We start from the raw sequence: 21,631 nt of genomic DNA, 5'->3' as shown, positions 1-21,631 counted from the left end.
TTCAAGGATTACCGATGATTTTCGACGAATTCAGCATCAAGACCCTCATCCGCCCGGTTACCGACTTTCCGAAACCGGGCGTGGTGTTTCGTGACATCACGCCGTTGTTCCAGTCGCCGCGGGCGCTGCGCATGGTCATCGACAGCCTGATACAGCGCTACGTCGAGGCCGAGTTCAGCCACGTCGGTGCCATGGACGCGCGAGGCTTTCTGATCGGTTCGATCATTGCCTATGAACTGAACAAACCGCTGGTGCTGTTCCGCAAACAGGGCAAGTTGCCGGCCGACGTGATCAGCCAGGCTTACCAGACCGAATACGGCGAAGCGTTCCTGGAAGTGCACGCCGACAGCCTCTGCGAGGGCGACAAGGTGTTGATCGTCGACGACCTGATTGCCACCGGCGGCACCCTGCTGGCCGCTGTGCAGCTGGTCAAGCGCATGGGCGCGAGCATTCATGAAGCGGCCGCGATCATCGACCTGCCAGAGCTGGGCGGCTCACGCCGACTGCAAGACATGGGTATTCCCACCTATAGCCTGACCGCCTTCGCACTCGACGAGCGCTAAGAGCGTGCACCGGGGCGTGTTGCTGACGCCTCATCCATCCACCGGACTAGCGGTGATCACCCAATAAAAAGCCCCGGCACTCGCCAGGGCTTTTTTGCGCGTGCCGCGTATCAGCGCAGCGCCGGGCCCTGGAAGCCCATCCACAGCGCGAGTTGCTCCGCCACGCTGGCACCCAGGCGCTTGGTGAAGCGATCGAGCGGGCTTTCCTGCACGGTGAAGTCGACCAGCTCTTCCTGGCCGATCACTTCGCGGGCCACATAGCTGGTGCTGCCCAACGCATCGACCAAGCCCAACTGCAGCGCCTGCTCGCCGGACCAGATCAGCCCCGAGAACAACTCGGGGTGCTCGGCATCCTTGAGGCGGTCGCCACGGCCCTTCTTGACGCTGGCGATGAACTGCTTGTGGGTGGTCTCCAGCACGGTCTTCCAGAACGCCGCCTCTTCAGGCTTCTGCGGCTGGAACGGATCGAGAAACGCCTTGTGTTCGCCCGAGGTATAAACCCTGCGATCGACACCGAGCTTGTCCATCAGCCCGGTAAAGCCGAAGCTCGCTGCCGTCACGCCGATGGAGCCCACCAGGCTGGCCTTGTCGGCGTAGATCTGGTCGGCAGCGCTGGCGATGTAGTACGCGCCGGAGGCGCCGAGGTCGGAAATCACCGCGTAGACCCTGATGTCGGGGTGCTCGCCACGCAGGCGCTGAATCTCGTCATACACGTAGCCCGACTGCACGGGGCTGCCGCCGGGGCTGTTGATGCGCAGGATCACGCCCTTGGTGTTGGGGTCCTTGAAGGCCGCGCGCAGGCTGCCGACGATGTTGTCGGCGCTGGCCGCTTCCTTGTCGGCGATCAAGCCGCGCACTTCGATCACCGCGGTGTGCGCCGTGCTGGTGGCACTCGACTGCAGGTTGAGCAGCGGCGAGAACAGCGCCAATGCGCCGAACAGATAAATGAAGGTCAGCAGCTTGAAGAAAATCCCCCAGCGCCGCGAACGCCGCTGCTCGTGCACGCTGGCCAGCAACGTTTTCTCAAGCAGCTTCCAGCTCCTCGGATCGCTCTCGGAGACCGTCGGCGTCTTTTTCTCACCCCACATGCTCAATTTCCTCGGTTCGGGACTCGGTCACCGCCTGGTTCAGCCAGGCACTCAATTCCATGAAATGGTTGATCGACAATCTCGGCCCGTGGGCATTCAACGCCGTCAGCGTCTGCGCCCCGTAGCCTACCGCGACCGCATCCATACCTGCACGCTGCGCCATCAACAAGTCAAACGAAGAGTCGCCGATCATCAGCGCCTGGCTGGCCGGCACCCCACAGTGCTCGAGAATCTCGTGGAGCATCCTCGGATCGGGCTTGCTCGCCGTCTCGTCGGCGCACCGCGTGACATCGAAATAGTCCTGCCAGCCCAGCGCATCGAGAATCCGTTGCAGGCCACGGCGGCTTTTGCCGGTGGCAACCGCCAACTGATAGCCCTGCTCGCGAAAGCGCGCCAGACTCTGCTCCACGTCGGGAAAGAACGCCGACGGGGTCTGATCCATGGCTACATAACAGTCGCTGTAGCTGGCACGGAAGCGTTCGACGTGCGCGGCCTCGACGAGTTCCGGGTAAAGCATGGTGATCGCTTCGGGCAGCGCGAGGCCGATGATGCCCTTGACCGCCTCGTCGTCCAGGCGCGGCATGCCGCACTGGTCGGCGGCCTGGTGCATGGCGGCGACGATGCGGCCGATCGAGTCGACCAGGGTGCCGTCCCAGTCGAAGATCAGCAGTCGGTAGTCACGCACTCAGGCGTTCCACGGTGCGTGCCCACACCTCGTCGACCGGCGCCTCGAGCTTCAGCACGCCGCCTTCGGGCAGCGGAATGTTCAGCTCGTAGGCGTGCAGGAACAGGCGTTTGCCGCCCAACTCGCGAATCTCGCGGCTGAAGTCGTCATCACCGTACTTGCTGTCACCGGCGATGCAGTGCCCGCCATACTGGGCATGCACACGAATCTGGTGGGTACGGCCAGTCACCGGCTTGGCCTCGACGAGGGTCGCGAACTCGCCGAAACGGCGCAGCACGCGGAAGATGGTCAGGGCCTCCTTGCCTTCCAGGTTGACCTCTACCATGCGTTCGCCGGAGCGCAGGTTGCTCTTGAGCAACGGCGCGTTGATCTGCTTCTTGGCGGTCGCCCAGTGGCCGCGCACCAGCGCCATATAGCGCTTGTCGACGCCATCGCCACGCAGTTGCTCATGCAGATGGCGCAGCATGCTGCGCTTCTTGGCGATCATCAGCAGGCCGGACGTGTCGCGGTCGAGACGGTGCACCAGCTCCAGATCCTTGGCATCCGGGCGCAGTTGGCGAAATGCCTCGATCACCCCGTAATTGAGGCCACTGCCGCCGTGCACGGCGATGCCGGCCGGCTTGTTGAGCACGATCAGCGCCTTGTCTTCATAGACGATGGCCGCTTCCAGGCGCTGCAGCAGGCCTTGAGCCAGCGGCTCGGGCTCGTCACGCTCGGCCAGGCGCAGCGGCGGCACGCGCACGATGTCGCCGGCCTGCAGTTTGTATTCGGGTTTGATCCTGCCTTTGTTGACCCGTACCTCACCCTTGCGCAGGATGCGGTAGATCAAGGTCTTGGGCACGCCCTTGAGCTGGGTACGAAGGAAGTTGTCGATGCGCTGACCCGCGAGTTCAGGCGCGACCTCGAGCAGCTGGACGCCGGAGGTTGGAGTAGTGGGTGTCGTCATGGCCGCGATCATACAATTTTTATGGATTTGAAGCACTTAATCATTGCTGCTATAGTCGCGAATGCCGCCAAAAGCGGCCTGATTCGCGGATGTTGCCAAACCGCCATCGTGAATCAAGCAACCCATTCAGGACGTAAGGCCGTCCGACGGGCGTCTCAGAGAGCAATAAGCCAGCATGGCTGCTCGAGAAACTCGGAAATAAGGCCTGACACACAGATGCGCGACCTGCCCATATGGACGGTCGCGGTAATGCCAACCCGCTGCGGATTTTCGTGAGCGGCACCCGATTTTCAGCGATACGTGTAGGGTGGAGATGCACAACGGTCGGCCTGCGTAGCAAACAGCTTTATCAGAGACGCGTCATATCGTCCGCTACCGACCCTTGATTCCTCCTCCTGACTGAGAACCTGTTTACGGTCTCGCAAGTTAGCGCCACGCAAGACGCTACGTTAGTGACAGCCTCCATTCGAGGCAGGTGAAGAAGCGAAGTTTACGGATGTAAACGAGCCCTCCAAGCCGGTTTAACGCAGCAGGCCGATGCTTAGCCGATCGCCAGCAAGTTCTGAGTGCTTTCTGTCACATACAGCAAGCAGGAGACGTCCGTCGCGGCCCAGCACAACTGGCTGCTGCCGCTCGACAATGAAACGATTTACGCCCGTTTCTGACGCACCTGACACCGACCCTGAGCGTCGTGTGTGCCTAACGCGGCTCCGGCAGCACCGGAACCCACTGGTACCACATGAAAAGAATGCTGATTAACGCAACTCAACCCGAAGAGTTGCGTGTTGCGCTGGTAGATGGCCAGCGCCTGTACGACCTGGACATCGAGTCAGGCGCCCGTGTACAGAAGAAATCCAACATCTACAAAGGTCGCATTACCCGCGTAGAACCCAGCCTCGAAGCCGCTTTCGTCGACTTCGGCTCCGAGCGTCACGGCTTCCTCCCCCTTAAAGAAATCTCCCGCGAGTACTTCAGCAAGGCCCCCGAAGGCCGCGTCAACATCAAGGACGTGCTCAAAGAAGGCCAGGAAGTCATCGTTCAGGTCGAGAAGGAAGAGCGTGGCAACAAGGGCGCGGCCCTGACCACCTTCATCAGCCTCGCCGGCCGTTACCTGGTGCTGATGCCCAACAACCCGCGTGCCGGCGGCATCAGCCGCCGCATCGAAGGTGAAGAGCGCAACGAACTGCGCGAAGCCCTCAACGGCCTCGACATCCCCAACGACATGGGGCTGATCGTGCGCACCGCCGGCCTGGGCCGTAGCAGCGAAGAAATGCAGTGGGACCTCGACTACCTGCTGCAACTGTGGAGCGCCATCAAGGAAGCCTCCCTGGACCGCCCTGCCCCGTTCCTGATCTACCAGGAAAGCAACGTCATCATCCGCGCCATCCGCGACTACCTGCGCCAGGACATCGGCGAAGTCCTGGTCGACAGCGTCGAAGCCCAGGAAGAAGCCCTGACCTTCATCCGCCAGGTGATGCCGCAATACGCCAGCAAGATCAAGCTGTACGAAGACAGTGTGCCGCTGTTCAACCGCTTCCAGATCGAAAGCCAGATCGAGACCGCCTTCCAGCGTGAAGTGAAGCTGCCGTCCGGTGGTTCGATCTACATCGACCCGACCGAAGCCCTGGTGTCCATCGACATCAACTCGGCGCGCGCCACCAAAGGCAGCGACATCGAAGAAACCGCGCTGCAGACCAACCTGGAAGCCGCCGAAGAAATCGCCCGCCAGCTGCGCCTGCGTGACATCGGCGGGTTGATCGTCATCGACTTCATCGACATGACGCCGGCCAAGAACCAGCGCGCCGTCGAAGAGAAGGTTCGCGAAGCCCTGGAAGCCGACCGCGCCCGTGTGCAGGTCGGCCGCATCTCGCGCTTCGGGCTGCTGGAAATGTCCCGTCAGCGCCTGCGTCCGTCGCTGGGCGAAAGCAGCGGCATCGTCTGCCCGCGCTGCAACGGTCAGGGCATCATCCGTGACGTCGAATCGCTGTCCCTGGCCATTCTGCGCCTGATCGAAGAAGAAGCCCTGAAGGACCGTACCGCCGAGGTACGCGCCCAGGTGCCAATCCCGGTAGCCGCCTTCCTGCTCAACGAGAAGCGCAACTCTATCACCAAGATCGAACTGCGTACTCGTGCGCGCATCGTCATCCTGCCGAACGATCACCTGGAAACGCCGCACTTCGAAGTGCAGCGCATCCGTGACGACAGCCCGGAAGCCCAGAGCACCCAGACCAGCTACGAGATGGCCACGGTCGAAGTCGAGGAAGAGAAACCGGCAGCCGCCACCCGCACCCTGGTACGCCAGGAAGCCGCCATCAAGGCCGCCCCGCCGCGCAGCGCTCCCGCTCCGGAAGTGGCCGAAGCCGCTCCGGTCGCTCCGGTTGCCGTCGCCCCGCAAACCGGCCTGTTCAAAGGCCTGGTGAAGTCGCTGGTAGGCCTGTTCGCCAGCGCCGAAGAGCCGCAGAAGCCGACCGTCGTCGAGAAGAAGCCAGGCGAGCGTCAGCCGCGTGGTGACGAGCGCCGCAACGGCCGCCAGCAGAACCGCAGCCGCGGCAATCGCCGCGACGAAGAACGCAAGCCGCGCGAAGAACGCGCCCCACGTGAAGATCGCGCAGCGCGCGAGGAACGTGCGCCGCGTGAAGAGCGTGCACCGCGTGAAGAACGCCAGCCACGCGCCCCGCGTGAGGATCGCCAGGCCCGTGAGAACGTGGAAGTGCGCGAACCTCAGGAAGTGCGCCAGTCCCGCCCGCCACGCGAACCGCGTGAAGGCCAGGAGAACCGTCGCGAGCGTCGCCCGCGTGAAGAGCGTCAGCCGCGTGAACTGCGTGCTCCGCTGGACGCCGAGCCGCAGAACCAGACCGACATCGCCGATGAAGAAACCCGTGTAGAACGCCCGCAGCGCGAACCGCGCGCGCCACGTCAGCCGCGTGAGGAACGCCAGCCACGTGCCGAGCAGGCCCAGGTCGACAGCGCTGAAGAAGAACTGCTGAACAACGACGAGCAGCAGGACGACGATCAGGAAGGCACCGAGGGCAGTGAACGCCCACGTCGCCGCTCCCGCGGTCAGCGTCGTCGTAGCAACCGTCGCGAGCGTCAGCGTGATGCCGATGGCAACCCGATCGAAGGCAGCGAAGGCAGTGATGACAGCAACGAGGAGCCGTTAGATGGCGCCCGTATCGCTGCCGCCGCCACGGTCGCCGCCGTGATCGCGGAAACCGAGCAGCCTGCCGAGCAGCAGCCCGTTGCACAGCCAGACAGCACGCCTGCCGCTACTGAAATTGCAGCCCCTGCCGCGGTTCAGGAAGTACAGGCAACGGCCGAGGTCGAGCAGCCAGCGCAAGCAGCTATCGAATTCGCCGACGCAGCTCCTGCGCCAGCTGAAGTGCCAGCTGAAACAGTGGCCGAGCGTGCCGATGCGGTGATCGAACCGCTGCCGGAAATCGAGCAGCCACGTGCCCAGGCCGCAGTCTTCGAAGCGACCCCGCAGGACGTACCGGTGGCTGCCGAGCCAGTCGTCGAAGCGGTCGTCGAAGCGCCTGCTGCCGAGACGCCGATCATCGACGCGCCAGTCGCCGAAACCACCTTCACCGCAGCGCCTGAGGCAACTCCGACAGTCGAGCAAGCCGTGGCCGAAGCGCCGACAGTCGAGGAGCAGGCAGCGCCTGCAGCCCCGGTTGCCAGCAATGGCCGCGCGCCGAATGACCCACGTGAAGTGCGTCGTCGCAAGCGCGAAGAGGAGCGTCTGGCCCGTGAAGCGGCAGAGGCTGCCAAGGTCGCTCCGGTCGCTGCTGTCGTCGAAGCTGCTCCGGCTGCAGAGGCTGCTCCGGCATCGGAAAGCGATACCCTGGTCGACACTCAACAGGCCAACGCGCCGGTCGAGCAGGTCGAGCCCGCTGATGTGATCGTCACTCCGGTAGACGAAAGCGCCCAGCAGGATCAGGACGAGCGCAAGCCGCAAGCCTGATAGGTAACGCGCCAAAGAAAAAGGGATGCTTCGGCATCCCTTTTTTGTGGCTGACATTTAGCGTTCCAGGATGGCCGGCGCGGACCGGCGCAAGCGATCAGAAAGTGCTCTTGGCCAGCAGCGCGCGCCATGAATTGCCCTGGGTATCGCTGCGCTCAACCCAGGCTGCCAACGCATGGCAGATGCCCTGTAAACAAGGTGGATAGGGCTGCTGGTCAGCGACAGCACGCACAACTTGCCGCCCCGTGGCCTGGGTTGAGCAACGCGATACCCAGGAATGGTGAGGATCAAAGGAAAGATTCTGTCTATGCACCTCGCAACTCGGCGAGGTGCACCAGGACGCCGATCAGAGCACGTTCGGCTCGATCTCCAGGCTTACCCCGAAACGTTCGGCGATATCGGCCTGGATACGCTGCGCCAGGCCAAGCAGTTGCTGCCCGGTGGCATTGCCGTAGTTGACCAGCACCAGCGCCTGCAGGCGATGAACACCGGCGTCGCCGTCGCGAAAGCCTTTCCAGCCGGCCTTCTCGATCAGCCAGCCGGCGGCCAGTTTCACCCGGCCATCGGCCTGCGGATAGGCCACCAGGTCAACATGCTCGCGCTGCAGCCGCTGCGCCAACTCGGCGGGCACCAGCGGATTCTTGAAAAAGCTGCCCGCGTTGCCCAGCACTGCCGGGTCTGGCAGTTTTTCGCTGCGGATGGCACAGATCGCGCGGCTGACATCGGCGGCACTTGGCGCCTCGATGCCCTGTTCGGCCAGGCGCTGGCGCACCGGGCCATAATCGAGATGCAGCGGTGCATTGCGGCTCAGCGCAAAGCGTACGCGCAGGATGATCCAGCGCCCGCTTTCACGCTTGAACAGGCTGTCGCGGTAGGCGAAGGCACAATCGTCCAGTGCGAACTCCCGCACCTCGCCGCTCTGCCGATCCAGTGCCGTCAGAGCGAGGAAACAATCCTTGAGCTCGACGCCATAGGCGCCGATGTTCTGCACGGGCGAAGCCCCAACGGTGCCGGGAATCAGGCTGAGATTTTCCAGGCCGACGAACCCCTGCTGCAACGTCCAGAGCACGAAGTTGTGCCAGGGCTCACCTGCCTCGGCTTCGATCACCACCTGCTGGCCGTCATCGGCGACGATGCGAATACCGCGACCGACCATGCGCACGACCAGGGCCTCGACATCGGCGGTCAGCAACAGGTTGCTGCCGCCACCCAGCACCAGCAGCGGTACCTGGCGTTCACGCGCCGCATCGAGCGCCTCGCGCACCTCGAACTCATCGCGGGCCTCGGCCCAATAGCGTGCCGCAACGTCTACGCCAAAACTGTTATAGGCCCTGAGCGATACGCTCGACTGCAGCACCAGGCTCATAAGCGCCCCTTGATTTCGCTCAGCAGGGCATCGCTGGCCTGCTCGAGCAGGTCCAGCACATGCTCGAAGCCCTCGCTGCCGCCGTAGTAGGGATCCGGCACTTCAGCTTCGGCCAATGCAAAACGACGCAGATACAGATCGAGCTCGCCACGTGCCTGTGCGGGCCGCATATGCTGCAGATCGCGCAGATTGGCAGCGTCCATGGCCAGTATCAGGTCGAAGCGCGCGAAGTCCTCGGCCGTGACCTGCCGGCCGCGCAGTCTGGACAGGTCGTAACCACGCTGATACGCCGCCTCCTGGGTTCTGGAGTCCGGCGCCTTGCCCACATGCCAGTCGCCGGTACCGGCAGAGTCGACCTCTACGCGTTCCACCAGGCCGGCCCGCTGCAGGCGTTGGCGAAACACCGCCTCGGCGGTGGGTGATCGGCAGATATTGCCCAGGCACACGAACAGGACGCGCATCAAGCGCCCAGCAACCGGCGTACGCGGTCGAGGTCTTCCTGGGTGTCGACACCGGCAGGCGGGGCCTCCAAGGCATCGGCGACGTGAATGCGCACGCCATGCCAGAGCGCGCGCAACTGCTCCAGGCACTCGGTATTTTCCAGCCAGCAGGGGCCCCAGGCGACGAAGTCCTGAAGAAAGCCGGCCCGGTAGGCGTAGATGCCGATGTGCCGCCGGTAGGGAACCCCGGCGGGCAAGCTGTCGCGATCGGCAGCGAAGGCATCGCGCGCCCACGGCAGCGGTGCACGGCTGAAGGTCAGCGCCAGGCCGTTGAGGTCGGTGGCGACCTTGACCACGTTGGGATTGAACAGCGCCGCGACATCGGTGATCGGTTCGGCCAGGGTGGCGATCGCAGCCTGGGGGTTGGCCGCCAGGTTGGCGGCCACCTGGTCGATGATGGCGGGTGGCACCAGGGGCTCGTCGCCCTGCACGTTGACCACGATGGCATCGGCTGCCAGGCCCAACGCCGCAGCCACTTCGGCGAGGCGGTCGGTACCGGAATTGTGATCGGCACGGGTCAGCAACACCTGCGCCCCAAAGGCCTGGCAGGCCTCGACGATACGCGCGTCGTCGGTGGCGACCACCACCTGGGTGGCGCTGCTCTTGCTGGCCTGCTCCCACACATGCTGGATCATCGGTTTGCCGGCGATGTCCTGCAGCGGTTTGCCCGGCAGGCGTGTCGACGCGTAACGCGCCGGGATCACCACGGTAAAGGCGTCGCTCATCTTACTTGTCCAGGCGTTCGTCATCGGTGAGGGTACGGGCTTCGCTTTCCAGCATGACCGGAATGCCATCGCGCACCGGATAGGCCAGGCCGGCGCCCTTGCTGATCAGTTCGGTCTTGTCCTGGCTGAGCTTGAGCGGGCCCTTGGTGATGGGGCAAGCCAGGATGTCGAGCAGTTTCGGGTCCATGGGTAATCCTCGAGAGCAAAAGGAATGAGCGCGTATCGCGGTTACTGCCGGGCGTCGAGCACAAGCTCCAGCCGAGCGTCGAACCAGGTGCGAAACGCCGGAGAAGGCTGAGCATCGACGGCCAGGTACCACCAGTCTTGCGCCGCGAAGGGCCGGCATTTCACCGCGTCCTTTTCCGTCATTATCAGCGGCAGCGCCGGCGAGAAATTCAGCAGTTCGGCGCTGTAGGCGGCATGGTCGGCGAAGGCATGTGCGACAGGCCGCCAGTGTAGCGCCTCGAGGGTCGTGAAGAAACGCTGCGGGTTGCCGATGCCCGCCACCGCATGCACGGCCTGGCCGGGAGCGAAGTGATCGAGCGGACGCCGTTCGCCGCTGCGCAGGTTGATCAGCGCGCTGGGCACCAGGGTGAAGGCATAGCCGCCCGGTGGATCGCTCGGCGCACCGTTGTACAGGCAGGCGTCCACGCTTTGCAGGCGCTCGGTGGGTTCGCGCAGTGGCCCGGCGGGCAGGCAATGGCCGTTGCCCAGGCCGCGTGCGGCATCGATCAGCACCAGCTCCAGGTCGCGGGCCAGCCGATAGTGCTGCAGGCCATCGTCGCTGAGCAACAGGTCCAGCGGCTCCTCGGCCAGCAGGGTTCGGGCAGCGCGCGCCCGATCGGGGTCGATCATCAGCGGCACGCCGCTGCGCTGCACGATCAGCAAGGGTTCGTCGCCAGCCTGCTCGGCTGGCTGTTCGGGCCTGACCCGCCAGGGCAAGCTTGGCGGCCTGGCGCCGTAGCCACGGCTGATCACGCCGACGCGCAGGCCGCGTGCCTGGCAGTGTTCGACCAGCCATAGAATCAGCGGGGTCTTGCCGGTACCGCCGACGGTGACGTTGCCCACCACGATCAACGGCACCGGGGCGCGGTAGATCTCGCCTTCACCGGCGAGAAAGCGTGCCCGCTTGCGCTGCACCACGCTGCGGTATATGGCCTCCAGCGGGCGCAACAGCGCCAGCGCCGGATGCCCCTGATACCAGGCTTTCACCAGGCGATCGGAGAAGCTTGCCATCAGGGCGCGGCCTGGGTCTCGACCGTGGTGATGCGCAGGTGCGAGAAGCCAAGCTTGCCGGCGGCATCCAGCGCGGTGACCACCGACTGGTGAGCCGTCTTGGCATCGGCGCTGATGGTCAGCGGCAGGCTGTTGTCGCCACCGGATTCCTTCTGCAGGGCAGCCATCAGGTTGTCCAGGTCGTTCTTGATCAGGGTCTGGCCATTGAGGGAGAAGCCACCATCGGCGCCGATCACCACCTCCAGTTGCTTGAGCTCGCTTTGCTCCGGTGGCGTGCCACTGGCAGCTTCGGGCAGATCGACCTGCATGCGCGTTTCACGGGTGAAGGTGGTGGTCACCACGAAGAACAGCAGCAGGATGAACACCACGTCGATCAGCGAGGCGAGATTGATCTCGACCTGCTCGCGCCGTCTACGTTTGAACTTCACGCCTTCTTGCTCCCCTTGGCCGGCTTGGGCTCCTCGGCAAGGTCGACATCACGCTCGCCCTGCACCATTTCCACCAGCTTGATCGCCTCCTGCTCCATGCCGACCACCAGCTCGTCGACGCGACGCTGCAGGAACCGGTGGAAGAACAGCGCCGGAATGGCCACTGCCAGGCCGGACGCCGTAGTGATCAGCGCCTTGGAAATACCGCCGGCAAGCAGCGCCGGGTTGGCACTGCTGCCGCCCACGAACGAGCCGAAGATGTCGATCATGGCGATCACCGTGCCGAGCAGACCGAGCAACGGCGTGATCCCGGCGATGGTGCCCAGCGCATTGAGGTAGCGCTCCATCTCGTGCACGACCCGGGCTGCGGCCTCTTCGATGCACTCCTTCATGATCTCGCGACCATGCTTGGAATTGGCCAGCCCCGCTGCGAGGATTTCACCCAGTGGCGAATCGGCGCGCAACTCCTTGAGTTTCTGGTTGTTGAGCTGCTTGTCCTTGATCCAGCGCCATACCTGCCCCAGCAGGTTGGGCGGCGTGACCCGACTGACGCGCAGCGTCCACAGCCGCTCGGCGATGATGCCCAGAGCGGCGATTGAACACAGAATGATCGGCAGCATCACCCAGCCGCCAGCTAATACCAGTTCCCACACGGTGGCAGATCCCCTTCGCAAAAGTGGCGCCACTCTAGCATAGGGTCGGCATGTCGCCGACGGCTGCGGTTCTCATTTTTCCCGCCAGAAACGCGGTATTTCACGCAACGCGCGGGGCTGGCCAAACGTGCCCAGGTCGATACGCAGGGCGCCGGTCTCCACAGTGTCGTAGGCGCGGGTAGCAAAGGCCTGGTAACGCGAGATGATCGCGGGGTGCGGATGCCCGTAGGCGTTGTGCTTGCCGCGCGAATACAGCACCGCGCGGGCCTCGACCGCCTTTAGCAAGGCCCATGACGAAGAGCTGCGGCTGCCGTGGTGCGGGGCCAGCAGCCAATCGGCCTGCAGCGCGCGGCCGCTGTCGATGAGCGCGCGCTCGGCACGATGATCGATATCGCCCGTCAGCAGCATGCGCTCGCCCGCCGCCTCGATCATCAACACGCAGGATGACTGGTTGCTATTCGTCGCGTGCGCCCAGCGCCAGGTGCTGAAGTGCACGCCATCCCAGGTCCAGCGCTCTTCGCTGCAGGGCTGCGCCTGCAGCACCCCGGGCAATGCCGGCGCCTCGCCGCTGACCACCCGCGCGACGGGCAGGCCGCGGGCGATGGCTTCGGCGCCGCCGGAGTGATCATTGTCGGCATGGCTGAGCAGCAGCATGTCGAGCCTGCGCACATCCAGCGCGCGCAGCGATGGCAAGACCACCCGCTCGCCGATGTCGAAATCGCCAAACCTCGCCCCCGCGTCATAGAGCAGGGCATGCTGGCGGGTCAGGACCAGCATCGACAGGCCCTGGCCGACATCCAGCATCCACACCTCGGCCTGCCGCTCCACCGGCCGTTGCATCGGCGTGAACAGCAGCGGTAGCAGCAGAAGCGGCCCGAGGCCGCGCAACGGCACACCGCTTGGCAAGAGCATCAGCAACGCGCCGATAGCGACCAGCAACCAGCTCCACAGCGGCAAGAAACTGGGTAGCCAGGCCGGTAGCCAGGCGGCCATCAGCGCCAGCAGCCGGAACAGCCATTCCAGGGCGAAACCGGCCCACCAGAGCAGCCCCTCCCCCAGCCACGGCACCGGCAACAGCAGTGTGCCTAGCAGCGCCGGCGGTACCACCGCAAAGCCGACCCAGGGCACAGCGACCAGGTTGGCCAGCGGGCTGCTGGCGCTGATCGGCAGGCCTAGCGCCAGCAGCATCGGCAACAAACCGACGGCCATCGCCCACTGCGCGCGCAACAATGTGCGCCACCAGCTCCAGTGGCCAAGACGTGCGGCAAAGATCAACACCAGCAGCCCAACGGCCCCGAACGACAGCCAGAAGCCTGGTTGCAACACCGCCAGCGGTTCAAACAGCAGCACTGCAACCAAGGCAGCCAGCAGCGGCAAGGCAATACCCAGGTGGCGAAAGCGCCAACGCCACAGCAGCACCAGGCCGATCATCGCGCAGGCGCGCTGCACCGGCACCTCGAAGCCGGCCAGCAGGCTGTAGCCCAGCGCCGACGCGAAGGCCAGCAGGCAGGCCACTGGCAACCAGGGCAGTTGCCGCGGCCACCACCCGAGGCGCGCCAGCCAGAACACCAGGCCATAGAACATGCCGGCCACCAGCGTCACGTGCTGGCCGGAGATCACCAGCAGATGCACCGTACCGGTGGCCTGCAACACACGCCAGTCCGCCACGGAAAGCCCGGAACTGTCGCCAAGCACCAGCGCCGCCAAGCCGCCTGCCCGCCCGTGGGAATCCTCGGCGAGCAGCTTCTGACGCAGGCGGTCCCGCCAGGCTGCATTGCCACCCGCCTCGCTCATCAGTTGGCCCGACTTGATGGTGCCCACGCCGCCGATACGCTGCGCCAGTAACCACGCCTCGTAATCGAAAGACTGCGGATTGACCAGGCCGTGAGGGCGTTTGAGATTGACCGCCAGGCGCCAGGTCTCGCCCGCGCGCAACCGCGGCCCGTCATACCAGGACAAACGCAGCAACTGCGGCAGGGTGGCGCGGCGCGACTGCGCCCCGGCAAGATGAAAGCGCACGACCCCTTCGCGGCTGTCCGGCAGGCCGACCACCTGGCCTTCGAGCCACAGCGTGCGACCATCCAGAGCAGGATCGAGGCGATCATCCAGCGCCCACTGGGCAGACAGGCAGGCCCAGCCGAAGCCCAGCAGCAACAGCCCTACGGGATAGCTGCGAAACGGTACCAGTGCCAGCCCGGCGACACCCAGCGTCACCAATGCCCAGGCGGGCGGCAACTGGGGCACCAGGCGCAGTAGCAGCAAGCCCGCCGTTAGACCCAGTAATGCGTTGCGCAGGTTGCCTGCCCGAATCCCGTCCATGGGCTGCCCTATCGATTCACAAACGAAAAGGCCGCTATTTTCATAGCGGCCTTTCGAGCCTAACAGGTGGACGACAAGGTGGCAGCCACCTCACTCGTAACGCAATGCCTCGGCCGGCTGCGTACGCGACGCACGCCAGGACGGATACAGCGTGGCGAGGAAGCTAAGGGTCAGTGCCGCGCTGCAGATCAGCACGACGTCGCCCGCCTGCAGCTCCGACGGCAGGGTGCTGATGAAGTACACATCGGAGCTGAACACATGCTGCCCCGTGACCCTCTCCAACCAGCCCACCAGCTCGCTGACGTTGAGCGCCGCGAGTACGCCGAGCACGCCGCCGATCAGCGTGCCGATCACCCCGATCACCGTGCCCTGCACCATGAAGATGCCCATGATCTGCCCGGGCGTGGCGCCCAGGGTGCGCAGAATGGCGATGTCAGCGCCCTTGTCGGCGACCACCATGATCAGGGTGGCGATAATATTGAAAGCCGCCACGGCGACGATCAGCAACAGCAACAGACCAATCATGGTCTTTTCCATCTTCATGGCGCTGAACAGACTGCCCTGCGTCTGCGTCCAGTCACTGGCGTGGTAGCCCTCGCCCAACTGCGCGGCAATCGCGCCGGCAACCTGCGGCGACTGGTAGAGGTCCTTGAGCTTGAGACGGATGCTCTGCACCGAACCCGGCTCCAGGCGCTGGATCTGCGCCGCATCGGCGACGTTGATCAGCGCCAGCGAACTGTCCAGGTCGGCGCCCACCTTGAACACCCCGACCACGTTGAGGCGCTGCATGCGCGGCGTGATGCCGCCGGGCACCGAACTGATCTCCGGAACGATGAGCGCAAGGCGGTCGCCGACCTGCAGCTGGAAGCGCCGCGCGGTGATCTCACCGATGATGACGCCGTATTCACCTTCGCGCAGGTCGCTCAGGCGGCCCTGCACCATGTGCTCGCCGATGATCGAGACCTTCGGCTCGAGCGCAGGGTCGATGCCGTGCAGCTGGATCGGCTGCATGACGCCGCGGTAGGACAGCATGCCCTCCAGTTCCGCGAACGGCACGGCCGCCTCTACCTGGCGATTCTCCAGGGCGACCTTGGCGGGCGCTTGCCAGTCGGCCAGGGCCGGGGCACCAGCGATGGTCGCGTGGGGCACCATGCCAAGGATCCGCGAGCTCATCTCGCGGTGGAAGCCATTCATCACCGACAGCACCACGATCATCGCCAGCACGCCGAGGGACAGGCCGATCATCGAGGTCAGGGAAATGAACGAGATGAAGTGATTGCGGCGCTTGGCACGGGTGTAACGCAGGCCGATGAAGACACTCAGCGGGCGAAACATCAGGCGTTCACCAGCTTGCCGTCTTCCAGGCTCAGCACCCGGTCCATTTGCCGCGCCAGTTGCAGGTCATGGGTCACCACCAGAAAAGCGGTCTGCGACTGCGTGCTAAGTTCACGCATCAGGTCCTGGATACCTTGCGCGGTGTGGTTGTCGAGGTTACCGGTCGGTTCGTCGAGCAGCACCAGGCCTGGCCGGTTGACCAGGGCGCGGGCAATCGCCACACGCTGGCGCTCGCCTCCGGATAGCTCGGCGGGCTTATGGCTCAGGCGATGGCCCAGGCCGACGCGCTCGAGCAGCTCGGTAGCGCGCTGACGCGCCTCACTGATCGGTGCCTTGCCGATCAACAGCGGCATGCACACGTTCTCCAGAGCGGTGAACTCGGCCAGCAGGTGATGGAACTGGTAAACGAAACCCAGTGCGCGATTACGCAGCAGACCGCGCTGCTTCTCGTTGAGCGCCGACAGTTCCTCACCGGCCAGCCAGACGCTACCACTGCTTGGCGTATCCAGGCCGCCGAGCATGTTCAGGAGGGTACTTTTGCCGGAACCGGAGCTGCCGACAATGGCTATGCGCTCGCCCGGATGAAGTTCCAGCTGCAGGTCATCGAGCACCACCACTGACTGCGGGCCTTCTTCGTAGCGCTTGCTCAGGTTGCGGCAGCTGAGCACGGCGCTCGCCTGCGCCTGCACGACCGGATCACTCATAACGTAATGCCTCCGCGGGCTGGGTGCGCGCCGCGCGCCAGGCCGGATAAAGAGTAGCGAGGAAACTCAGGACCAGTGCCGCACCGCACACCTGCAGCACGTCGGCGAGCATCAGCTGCGACGGCAGGTAGTCGATGAAGTACACATCGGCGTTGAGAAACTTGAAGCCGAGCAGCCGCTCGACGCCAGCGATGATCGAACTGATATTGAGCGCGGCAAGAATGCCCAGCACTGCGCCGATCAGGGTACCGATCACACCGATCACCGTGCCCTGCACCATGAAGGTGGCCATGATTTGCATGGGTGTGGCGCCCAAGGTGCGCAGGATGGCGATATCGCCCTTCTTGTCGGTAACCACCATGACCAGCGTGGAGATGATATTGAAGGCCGCCACGGCGACGATCAGCAGCAGCAGCAGACCGATCATGGCCTTTTCCATGCGGATGGCCTGATAGAGGTTGCCATGGGTGCGGGTCCAGTCACGCGCCAGGTAGTCCTGCTCGCCAAAGCTCTGCGCCAGTTGCCAGGCCGTGCGCGGCGCCTGGAACAGGTCGGCGAACTTGAGGCGGATGCCCTGCACCTGATCAGGCTGACGGCGTTGCAGGCGGGCCAGATCCTGGATATGGGTCATGGCCATGAAACCGTCGATCTCACCGGCACCAACATGAAAGATGCCAACCACGGTGAAACGCTTGAGCCGTGGAAACATGCCGCCGGGGGTGACGGTGACTTCCGGCGCCACGAAGGTCACCTTGTCGCCCATGCCGACACCGAGTTTCTCGGCGGCCTTGTCGCCAATGACGATGCCAAAGGTGCCCGGCTGCAGATCCTCCAGCCGGCCCTCGCGGAAGAAGTCGCCGATGATCGATACCTTCGGCTCTTCGACCGGGTCGACGGCGTTGATCAGTACCTTCTGTACCTTGCCGTCGTTGGTCAGCAGCCCCTGCATCTGGCTGAATGGTGCCACGGCAAGCACCTGCGGATTCTGCATGGCGCGGTCGCCAAGGCGTCGCCAGTCGCTGATCGGCGTGGAGCTCTCGACCGTCGCATGGGGCACCATGCCGAGCACGCGGGTGCGCATCTCATGGTCGAAGCCGTTCATCACCGACAGCACCAGGATCATCACCAGCACGCCGAGTGCCAGCCCGATCATCGAAGTCAGGGAAATGAACGAAACGAAGTGGTTGCGACGCTTGGCCCGCGTGTAGCGCGTACCAAGAAAAACGGACAGGGGTCTGAACATGTGGGGCGCTTGTTCGAGGGAAAGAGAAACGTCCTTGTGGCGGGGCCTGGCGAGCGGCCTTACACTCTGACCACCACCGCTGCCATGGGTTCGCCATGTCGACTCAAGACGAAAATGATCGCCGCGAATACTACCGTATCGAGGACACGATCGCACTGGATTTCACCCCCCTGGCTGGTGCCGAGGCCCTGGCCAGCGATGAGCTTCACGACGCCTCGCCGCTGTTCAACATGCTCAGCGAACTGCACCTGATGGATTTCGAGTCACAACACCTGCTGCGCAACATCAGCGAGCGCGACCGTACCCTGGCGAGCTACCTGAAGGTGGTCAACAAGCGCATCGACCTGCTCGGCCAGGCCATGGCGCAGAGCCTGCTGCGCGACATCGGCCCGCCGAAGCGTGTGACGCTCTCCGAAGGTGGCATCAGCTTCCTCGACGACCAGCCGTTGGCGGTCGACAGCCACCTGGCCCTGAAGATGGTGCTGATGCCACAGGCGCTGGGCCTGCTGCTACGCGCCAGGGTGATGTATTGCAACGAACACGCGGAGCAATTCGAGATCGGTGCCGAATTCGAAGCGATGACTGACGCACAGCGCCAGTTGCTCGCGCGGCATATCCTGCAACGCCAGGCGCAGGAGCGCCGCCAGGCTCGCGAGAACTCCGCATGAAATCTCCTTCATTGTTACTGGCCTTGACCTTGCTGTTGCCATCGGCAGCCCAGGCAGACACCCTGACGATCCCGATCGGCCAGCAAGGCGCCGACCTGACCGACCTGCCGCAGCTCGGCCAGTCCAAGCGCTCGGTACTGGAACGCTTCGGCCTCGCCGACGAAGAGCATGCGCCGATTGGCAAACCGCCGATCACCCGCTGGGATTTCCGCGAGTTCAGCGTCTATTTCGAATACGACCATGTGATCAACAGCGTGCGTCATCAGCAACCACGCGCGACACGCACCGAGTAAGGAGCAACCGTGACCCTGATCTACGGCCATCGCGGCGCCAAGGGCGAAGCCCCGGAAAATACCCTGACCAGCTTTCAGCATTGCCTGGAGCATGGCGTACGTCGCTGTGAGCTGGACCTGCACCTGTCACGCGACGGCGAGCTGATGGTCATCCACGACCCGACCCTCAAACGCACCACCGGCCAGCGTGGCAAGGTGGTCGAGCACGACGCCGCCGACCTGGTGCACTACGACGCTCGCCGCGGCGGCCCGGGCTGGCGTCACCCCTGCCCCATTCCGCGGCTGAGCGAGCTGTTCGAACAGTGCGATTTCGAGCACTGGCAACTGGAGGTCAAGAGCGCTTCCAAGGTCCGCGCTGCACGCACCGTGGAAGCCATCGCGCTGCTCAGCCGGCGTTTTGGCCTGGACGACAAGATCACCATCACCTCCAGCTCCCGCGAAGTGCTGGGCGCCGCCCAGCGCCTGACCCCGCACCTGGCCCGGGGACTGGTCGCCGAATACGCCTGGCTGGATCCGCTCAAGGTCGCCCACAACTATGGCTGCGATCTGCTGGCCCTGAACTGGACGCTGTGTACGCCGGAGCGCCTGCTCAAGGCACAGAAGGCCGGTTTGCACGTGTCGGTATGGACCGTAAACGAACCCGCGCTGATGCGCCGCCTCGCCGACTTTGGGGTGGACAGCATCATCACCGACTTCCCGAGTATCGCCATCAGTACATTGCGCGGCTAGACAGCAAGGCGGCTGCATGCAGCCATCTTCGAACCGACAAGTACCGCTTCATGCTCATCGTCTTCAGCGGCCTGCCGGGCACCGGGAAGACCACCCTGGCAAAGGCATTGGCAGGCGCCCTCGACGCCGTCTACCTGCGCATAGACAGCATCGAGCAGGCGCTGCGCAACAGCGCAGCCCTGCATGGCGATGTGGGGAGCAGCGGGTATGTCGTGGCCAACGCCATTGCCCTGGATAACCTCAGGGCAGCGCGCACGGTGGTAGCGGACTGCGTGAACCCGGTACGCGAAAGCCGCGAGGCGTGGGCTGATACCGCCCGACATTGCGGATGCCCGCTGCTCAACATCGAGGTCCGCTGCTCTGACAAACGCCAACACCAACAGCGAGTGGAGTCGAGAGTCATCGATGTGCCAGGACTCGCTGCACCCAGCTGGCGGTCGGTACTGGCCCATGAGTACGAAGCCTGGGGCGAGCCGCCTTTTACAATCGATACAGCCTTAACATCGCCGGACGCCGCGCAGAGGTTGCTACTCAAGCACGTTTCGGCTCATGCAGCGGCGCTCCGGGAACATGCCTACAGTTAGAGAAACCTTCGCAGGGACGAAGCGACCAGGGCTCGCGCCCATAAAAAAACCGATCCACAAGGGATCGGTTTTCAGGCCTGTTCAGACGCTCTCCCGGTTTGGCCAGCACCAGTCGCGAGAGTCGGCAAACGGATCCCCGACCGGCTCAGGCCGCCGGCCGGAGCCGCTCAAAAAAGCCGGTTGAGCCCGTCGAACGCTGCCACCCGGTAGGCTTCGGCCATCGTCGGATAGTTGAAGGTGGTGTTGACGAAATACTTCAGGGTATTCGCCTCACCCTTCTGGTTCATGATCGCCTGGCCGATGTGCACGATCTCCGAGGCCTGGTAGCCGAAGCAGTGCACGCCGAGCACTTCCAGGGTTTCGCGGTGGAAGAGGATCTTCAGCATGCCCACCGGCTCGTGGGAAATCTGCGCACGGGCCATGCTCTTGAAGAACGCCTTGCCAACTTCGTACGGAACTTGCGCCTTGGTCAGCTCGTGCTCGTTCTTGCCGATCGAGCTGATTTCGGGAATGGTGTAAATGCCGGTTGGAATGTCATCGACGATCCGCCAGCTACCGTTGTCGACGATGCTGCCAGCTGCGGAACGGCCCTGGTCAGCCGCGGCACTGGCCAGGCTTGGCCAGCCGATGACGTCACCGGCAGCGTAGATGTTGTCGACTTCGGTCCGGTAATGCTCGTCAACATGCACCTGACCGCGACTGTTGACGTTGATGCCGATGTTTTCCAGGCCCAGCTTGTCGGTGTTGCCGGTACGCCCGTTACACCACAGCAGCGCATCGGCCTTGATCTTTTTGCCGGACTTGAGGTGCAGGATCACACCGTTATCCAGCCCCTCGATGCGCTCGTACTCTTCGTTATGACGAATCAGCACATTGTTGGTGCGCAAGTGGTAGCTCAAGGCATCGGAGATTTCCGAATCGAGGAAGCTGAGCAACTGGTCGCGGTTGTCGATCAGGTCGACCAGCACACCCAGACCGCTGAAGATCGACGCATACTCGCTGCCGATCACCCCGGCGCCATAGATGATCAGACGGCGCGGCGTGTGGCTGAGGGTGAGGATGGTGTCGCTGTCGTAGACCCGCGGGTGATTGAAGTCTATGTCCGCCGGGCGATACGGGCGCGATCCGGTGGCGATGATCACCTGCTTGGCCGACAGGGTTTCCAATACGCCGTTGGGGCACACCACTTCGATGGTCTGCTCGTCGGCGAAGCTGCCGGTACCGAAGAACACGTCGATGCGGTTGCGGGCGTAATAGCCGGTGCGCGAGGTAACCTGCTTGGCGATCACTCGCTCGGCGCTCTTCAGCACATCGGGAAAGGAGAACCAACGCGGCTCGCCAATCTGGCGAAACATGGGGTTGGTGTTGAACTGCATGATCTGCCGCACCGAGTGGCGCAGCGCTTTCGACGGGATGGTCCCCAGGTGGGTGCAGTTGCCGCCGACTTCACGGCGGTCATCGACCACCGCCACCTTGCGGCCGGCCTTGGCCGCGTTCATCGCTGCCCCTTCGCCCGCCGGGCCGGAACCCAATACCACCACATCGTAGTTGTAGACCGCCATGTTCTCTCCTCAGATCACACCGGAACGCTTATCGGACGCTCTC

21 protein-coding genes are annotated in these 21,631 nt (G+C 64.0%); 6 read left to right on the top strand and 15 right to left on the bottom strand.

The genetic code is table 11. The features are described from left to right. The first annotated feature begins 14 nt into the window (after positions 1-14). A complete protein-coding gene (locus ACZ0AV_RS22040; protein ID WP_499152993.1) occupies positions 15-563 on the top strand; it encodes an adenine phosphoribosyltransferase in 549 nt (182 codons plus the stop codon). 110 nt (positions 564-673) lie between these two features. Here ACZ0AV_RS22040 and sppA read toward each other — a convergent pair whose 3' ends face one another. From sppA to rluC, 3 genes are read right to left on the bottom strand one after another with little or no spacing between them, the layout of a single operon-like run. Further along, complete coding sequence (gene sppA, locus ACZ0AV_RS22035; protein ID WP_499152992.1) at positions 674-1,651, bottom strand: signal peptide peptidase SppA; 978 nt, start codon at positions 1,649-1,651, stop codon at positions 674-676. Beyond that, positions 1,641-2,336, bottom strand: a complete 696-nt coding sequence (locus tag ACZ0AV_RS22030) for an HAD-IA family hydrolase (RefSeq protein ID WP_499152991.1) — start codon at positions 2,334-2,336, stop codon at positions 1,641-1,643. The genes sppA and ACZ0AV_RS22030 overlap by 11 nt, the downstream gene beginning before the upstream one ends. After that, positions 2,329-3,282 carry a 23S rRNA pseudouridine(955/2504/2580) synthase RluC gene (rluC, locus tag ACZ0AV_RS22025; protein ID WP_499152990.1) on the bottom strand — a complete coding sequence of 318 codons (954 nt, stop codon included), beginning with the start codon at positions 3,280-3,282 and terminating at the stop codon, positions 2,329-2,331. The genes ACZ0AV_RS22030 and rluC overlap by 8 nt, the downstream gene beginning before the upstream one ends. Before the next feature lie 739 nt (positions 3,283-4,021). Between rluC and rne the strand changes: the two genes are divergently transcribed. Beyond that, the gene (gene rne, locus ACZ0AV_RS22020; RefSeq protein ID WP_499152989.1) at positions 4,022-7,243 is read left to right on the top strand and encodes a ribonuclease E; all 3,222 of its coding nucleotides are present in this window, start codon (positions 4,022-4,024) and stop codon (positions 7,241-7,243) included. A 346-nt stretch (positions 7,244-7,589) separates the two neighbouring features. On the opposite strand, the gene murB is transcribed toward rne, so the two are convergent. From murB to ACZ0AV_RS21965, 11 genes are all read right to left on the bottom strand, one after another. Further along, complete coding sequence (gene murB, locus ACZ0AV_RS22015; RefSeq protein ID WP_499152988.1) at positions 7,590-8,609, bottom strand: UDP-N-acetylmuramate dehydrogenase; 1,020 nt, start codon at positions 8,607-8,609, stop codon at positions 7,590-7,592. Further along, entirely contained in the window at positions 8,606-9,070 is a 465-nt protein-coding gene (locus ACZ0AV_RS22010; protein ID WP_499152987.1) for a low molecular weight protein-tyrosine-phosphatase, read from the bottom strand. Before ACZ0AV_RS22010 ends, murB begins: the two co-directional genes overlap by 4 nt. Beyond that, positions 9,070-9,834 carry a 3-deoxy-manno-octulosonate cytidylyltransferase gene (gene kdsB / locus ACZ0AV_RS22005; RefSeq protein WP_499152986.1) on the bottom strand — a complete coding sequence of 255 codons (765 nt, stop codon included), beginning with the start codon at positions 9,832-9,834 and terminating at the stop codon, positions 9,070-9,072. The genes ACZ0AV_RS22010 and kdsB overlap by 1 nt, the downstream gene beginning before the upstream one ends. A gap of 1 nt (position 9,835) precedes the next feature. Further along, positions 9,836-10,021: a Trm112 family protein gene (locus ACZ0AV_RS22000; RefSeq protein WP_225833569.1), complete on the bottom strand. Its 186-nt coding sequence runs from the start codon at positions 10,019-10,021 to the stop codon at positions 9,836-9,838. A 41-nt stretch (positions 10,022-10,062) separates the two neighbouring features. Continuing rightward, positions 10,063-11,070 carry a tetraacyldisaccharide 4'-kinase gene (gene lpxK, locus ACZ0AV_RS21995; RefSeq protein WP_499152985.1) on the bottom strand — a complete coding sequence of 336 codons (1,008 nt, stop codon included), beginning with the start codon at positions 11,068-11,070 and terminating at the stop codon, positions 10,063-10,065. Beyond that, on the bottom strand, positions 11,070-11,498 hold the full coding sequence (locus ACZ0AV_RS21990) for an ExbD/TolR family protein (protein ID WP_499152984.1): 429 nt from the start codon (positions 11,496-11,498) through the stop codon (positions 11,070-11,072). The genes lpxK and ACZ0AV_RS21990 overlap by 1 nt, the downstream gene beginning before the upstream one ends. Next, complete coding sequence (locus ACZ0AV_RS21985; protein ID WP_499152983.1) at positions 11,495-12,151, bottom strand: MotA/TolQ/ExbB proton channel family protein; 657 nt, start codon at positions 12,149-12,151, stop codon at positions 11,495-11,497. Before ACZ0AV_RS21985 ends, ACZ0AV_RS21990 begins: the two co-directional genes overlap by 4 nt. 72 nt (positions 12,152-12,223) lie before the next feature. Next, positions 12,224-14,470 (bottom strand): DNA internalization-related competence protein ComEC/Rec2, encoded by a 2,247-nt coding sequence (locus ACZ0AV_RS21980; RefSeq protein WP_499152982.1) that lies wholly within the window; start codon positions 14,468-14,470, stop codon positions 12,224-12,226. A 90-nt stretch (positions 14,471-14,560) separates the two neighbouring features. Then, positions 14,561-15,805, bottom strand: coding sequence for a lipoprotein-releasing ABC transporter permease subunit (locus ACZ0AV_RS21975; protein WP_499152981.1), 1,245 nt, complete (start codon positions 15,803-15,805; stop codon positions 14,561-14,563). Next, positions 15,805-16,509 (bottom strand): lipoprotein-releasing ABC transporter ATP-binding protein LolD, encoded by a 705-nt coding sequence (gene lolD, locus ACZ0AV_RS21970; protein ID WP_499152980.1) that lies wholly within the window; start codon positions 16,507-16,509, stop codon positions 15,805-15,807. Before lolD ends, ACZ0AV_RS21975 begins: the two co-directional genes overlap by 1 nt. Continuing rightward, positions 16,502-17,752 (bottom strand): lipoprotein-releasing ABC transporter permease subunit, encoded by a 1,251-nt coding sequence (locus ACZ0AV_RS21965; protein WP_499152979.1) that lies wholly within the window; start codon positions 17,750-17,752, stop codon positions 16,502-16,504. Before ACZ0AV_RS21965 ends, lolD begins: the two co-directional genes overlap by 8 nt. A gap of 95 nt (positions 17,753-17,847) precedes the next feature. On the opposite strand from ACZ0AV_RS21965, the gene ACZ0AV_RS21960 reads away from it, so the two are divergent. The 4 genes from ACZ0AV_RS21960 to ACZ0AV_RS21945 are packed head-to-tail and all read left to right on the top strand — an operon-like array spanning position 17,848 to position 20,026. Then, positions 17,848-18,420 (top strand): PilZ domain-containing protein, encoded by a 573-nt coding sequence (locus ACZ0AV_RS21960; RefSeq protein ID WP_499152978.1) that lies wholly within the window; start codon positions 17,848-17,850, stop codon positions 18,418-18,420. Beyond that, positions 18,417-18,713: a phosphodiesterase gene (locus tag ACZ0AV_RS21955; protein ID WP_499152977.1), complete on the top strand. Its 297-nt coding sequence runs from the start codon at positions 18,417-18,419 to the stop codon at positions 18,711-18,713. Before ACZ0AV_RS21960 ends, ACZ0AV_RS21955 begins: the two co-directional genes overlap by 4 nt. Before the next feature lie 9 nt (positions 18,714-18,722). Beyond that, a complete protein-coding gene (locus ACZ0AV_RS21950; protein ID WP_499152976.1) occupies positions 18,723-19,442 on the top strand; it encodes a glycerophosphodiester phosphodiesterase in 720 nt (239 codons plus the stop codon). Positions 19,443-19,492: 50 nt separating this feature from the next. Beyond that, positions 19,493-20,026: a P-loop nucleotide/nucleoside kinase family protein gene (locus ACZ0AV_RS21945; RefSeq protein ID WP_499152975.1), complete on the top strand. Its 534-nt coding sequence runs from the start codon at positions 19,493-19,495 to the stop codon at positions 20,024-20,026. A 167-nt stretch (positions 20,027-20,193) separates the two neighbouring features. Here the strand turns inward: ACZ0AV_RS21945 and sthA are convergent, their stop codons facing one another. Continuing rightward, on the bottom strand, positions 20,194-21,588 hold the full coding sequence (sthA, locus tag ACZ0AV_RS21940; RefSeq protein WP_499152974.1) for a Si-specific NAD(P)(+) transhydrogenase: 1,395 nt from the start codon (positions 21,586-21,588) through the stop codon (positions 20,194-20,196). Positions 21,589-21,631: the final 43 nt, after the last annotated feature.

The organism is Pseudomonas sp. AC532 (assembly GCF_979258965.1).
Note: the sequence above shows the minus strand (reverse complement) of the source record. Positions and strands in the feature narration are given on the sequence as shown.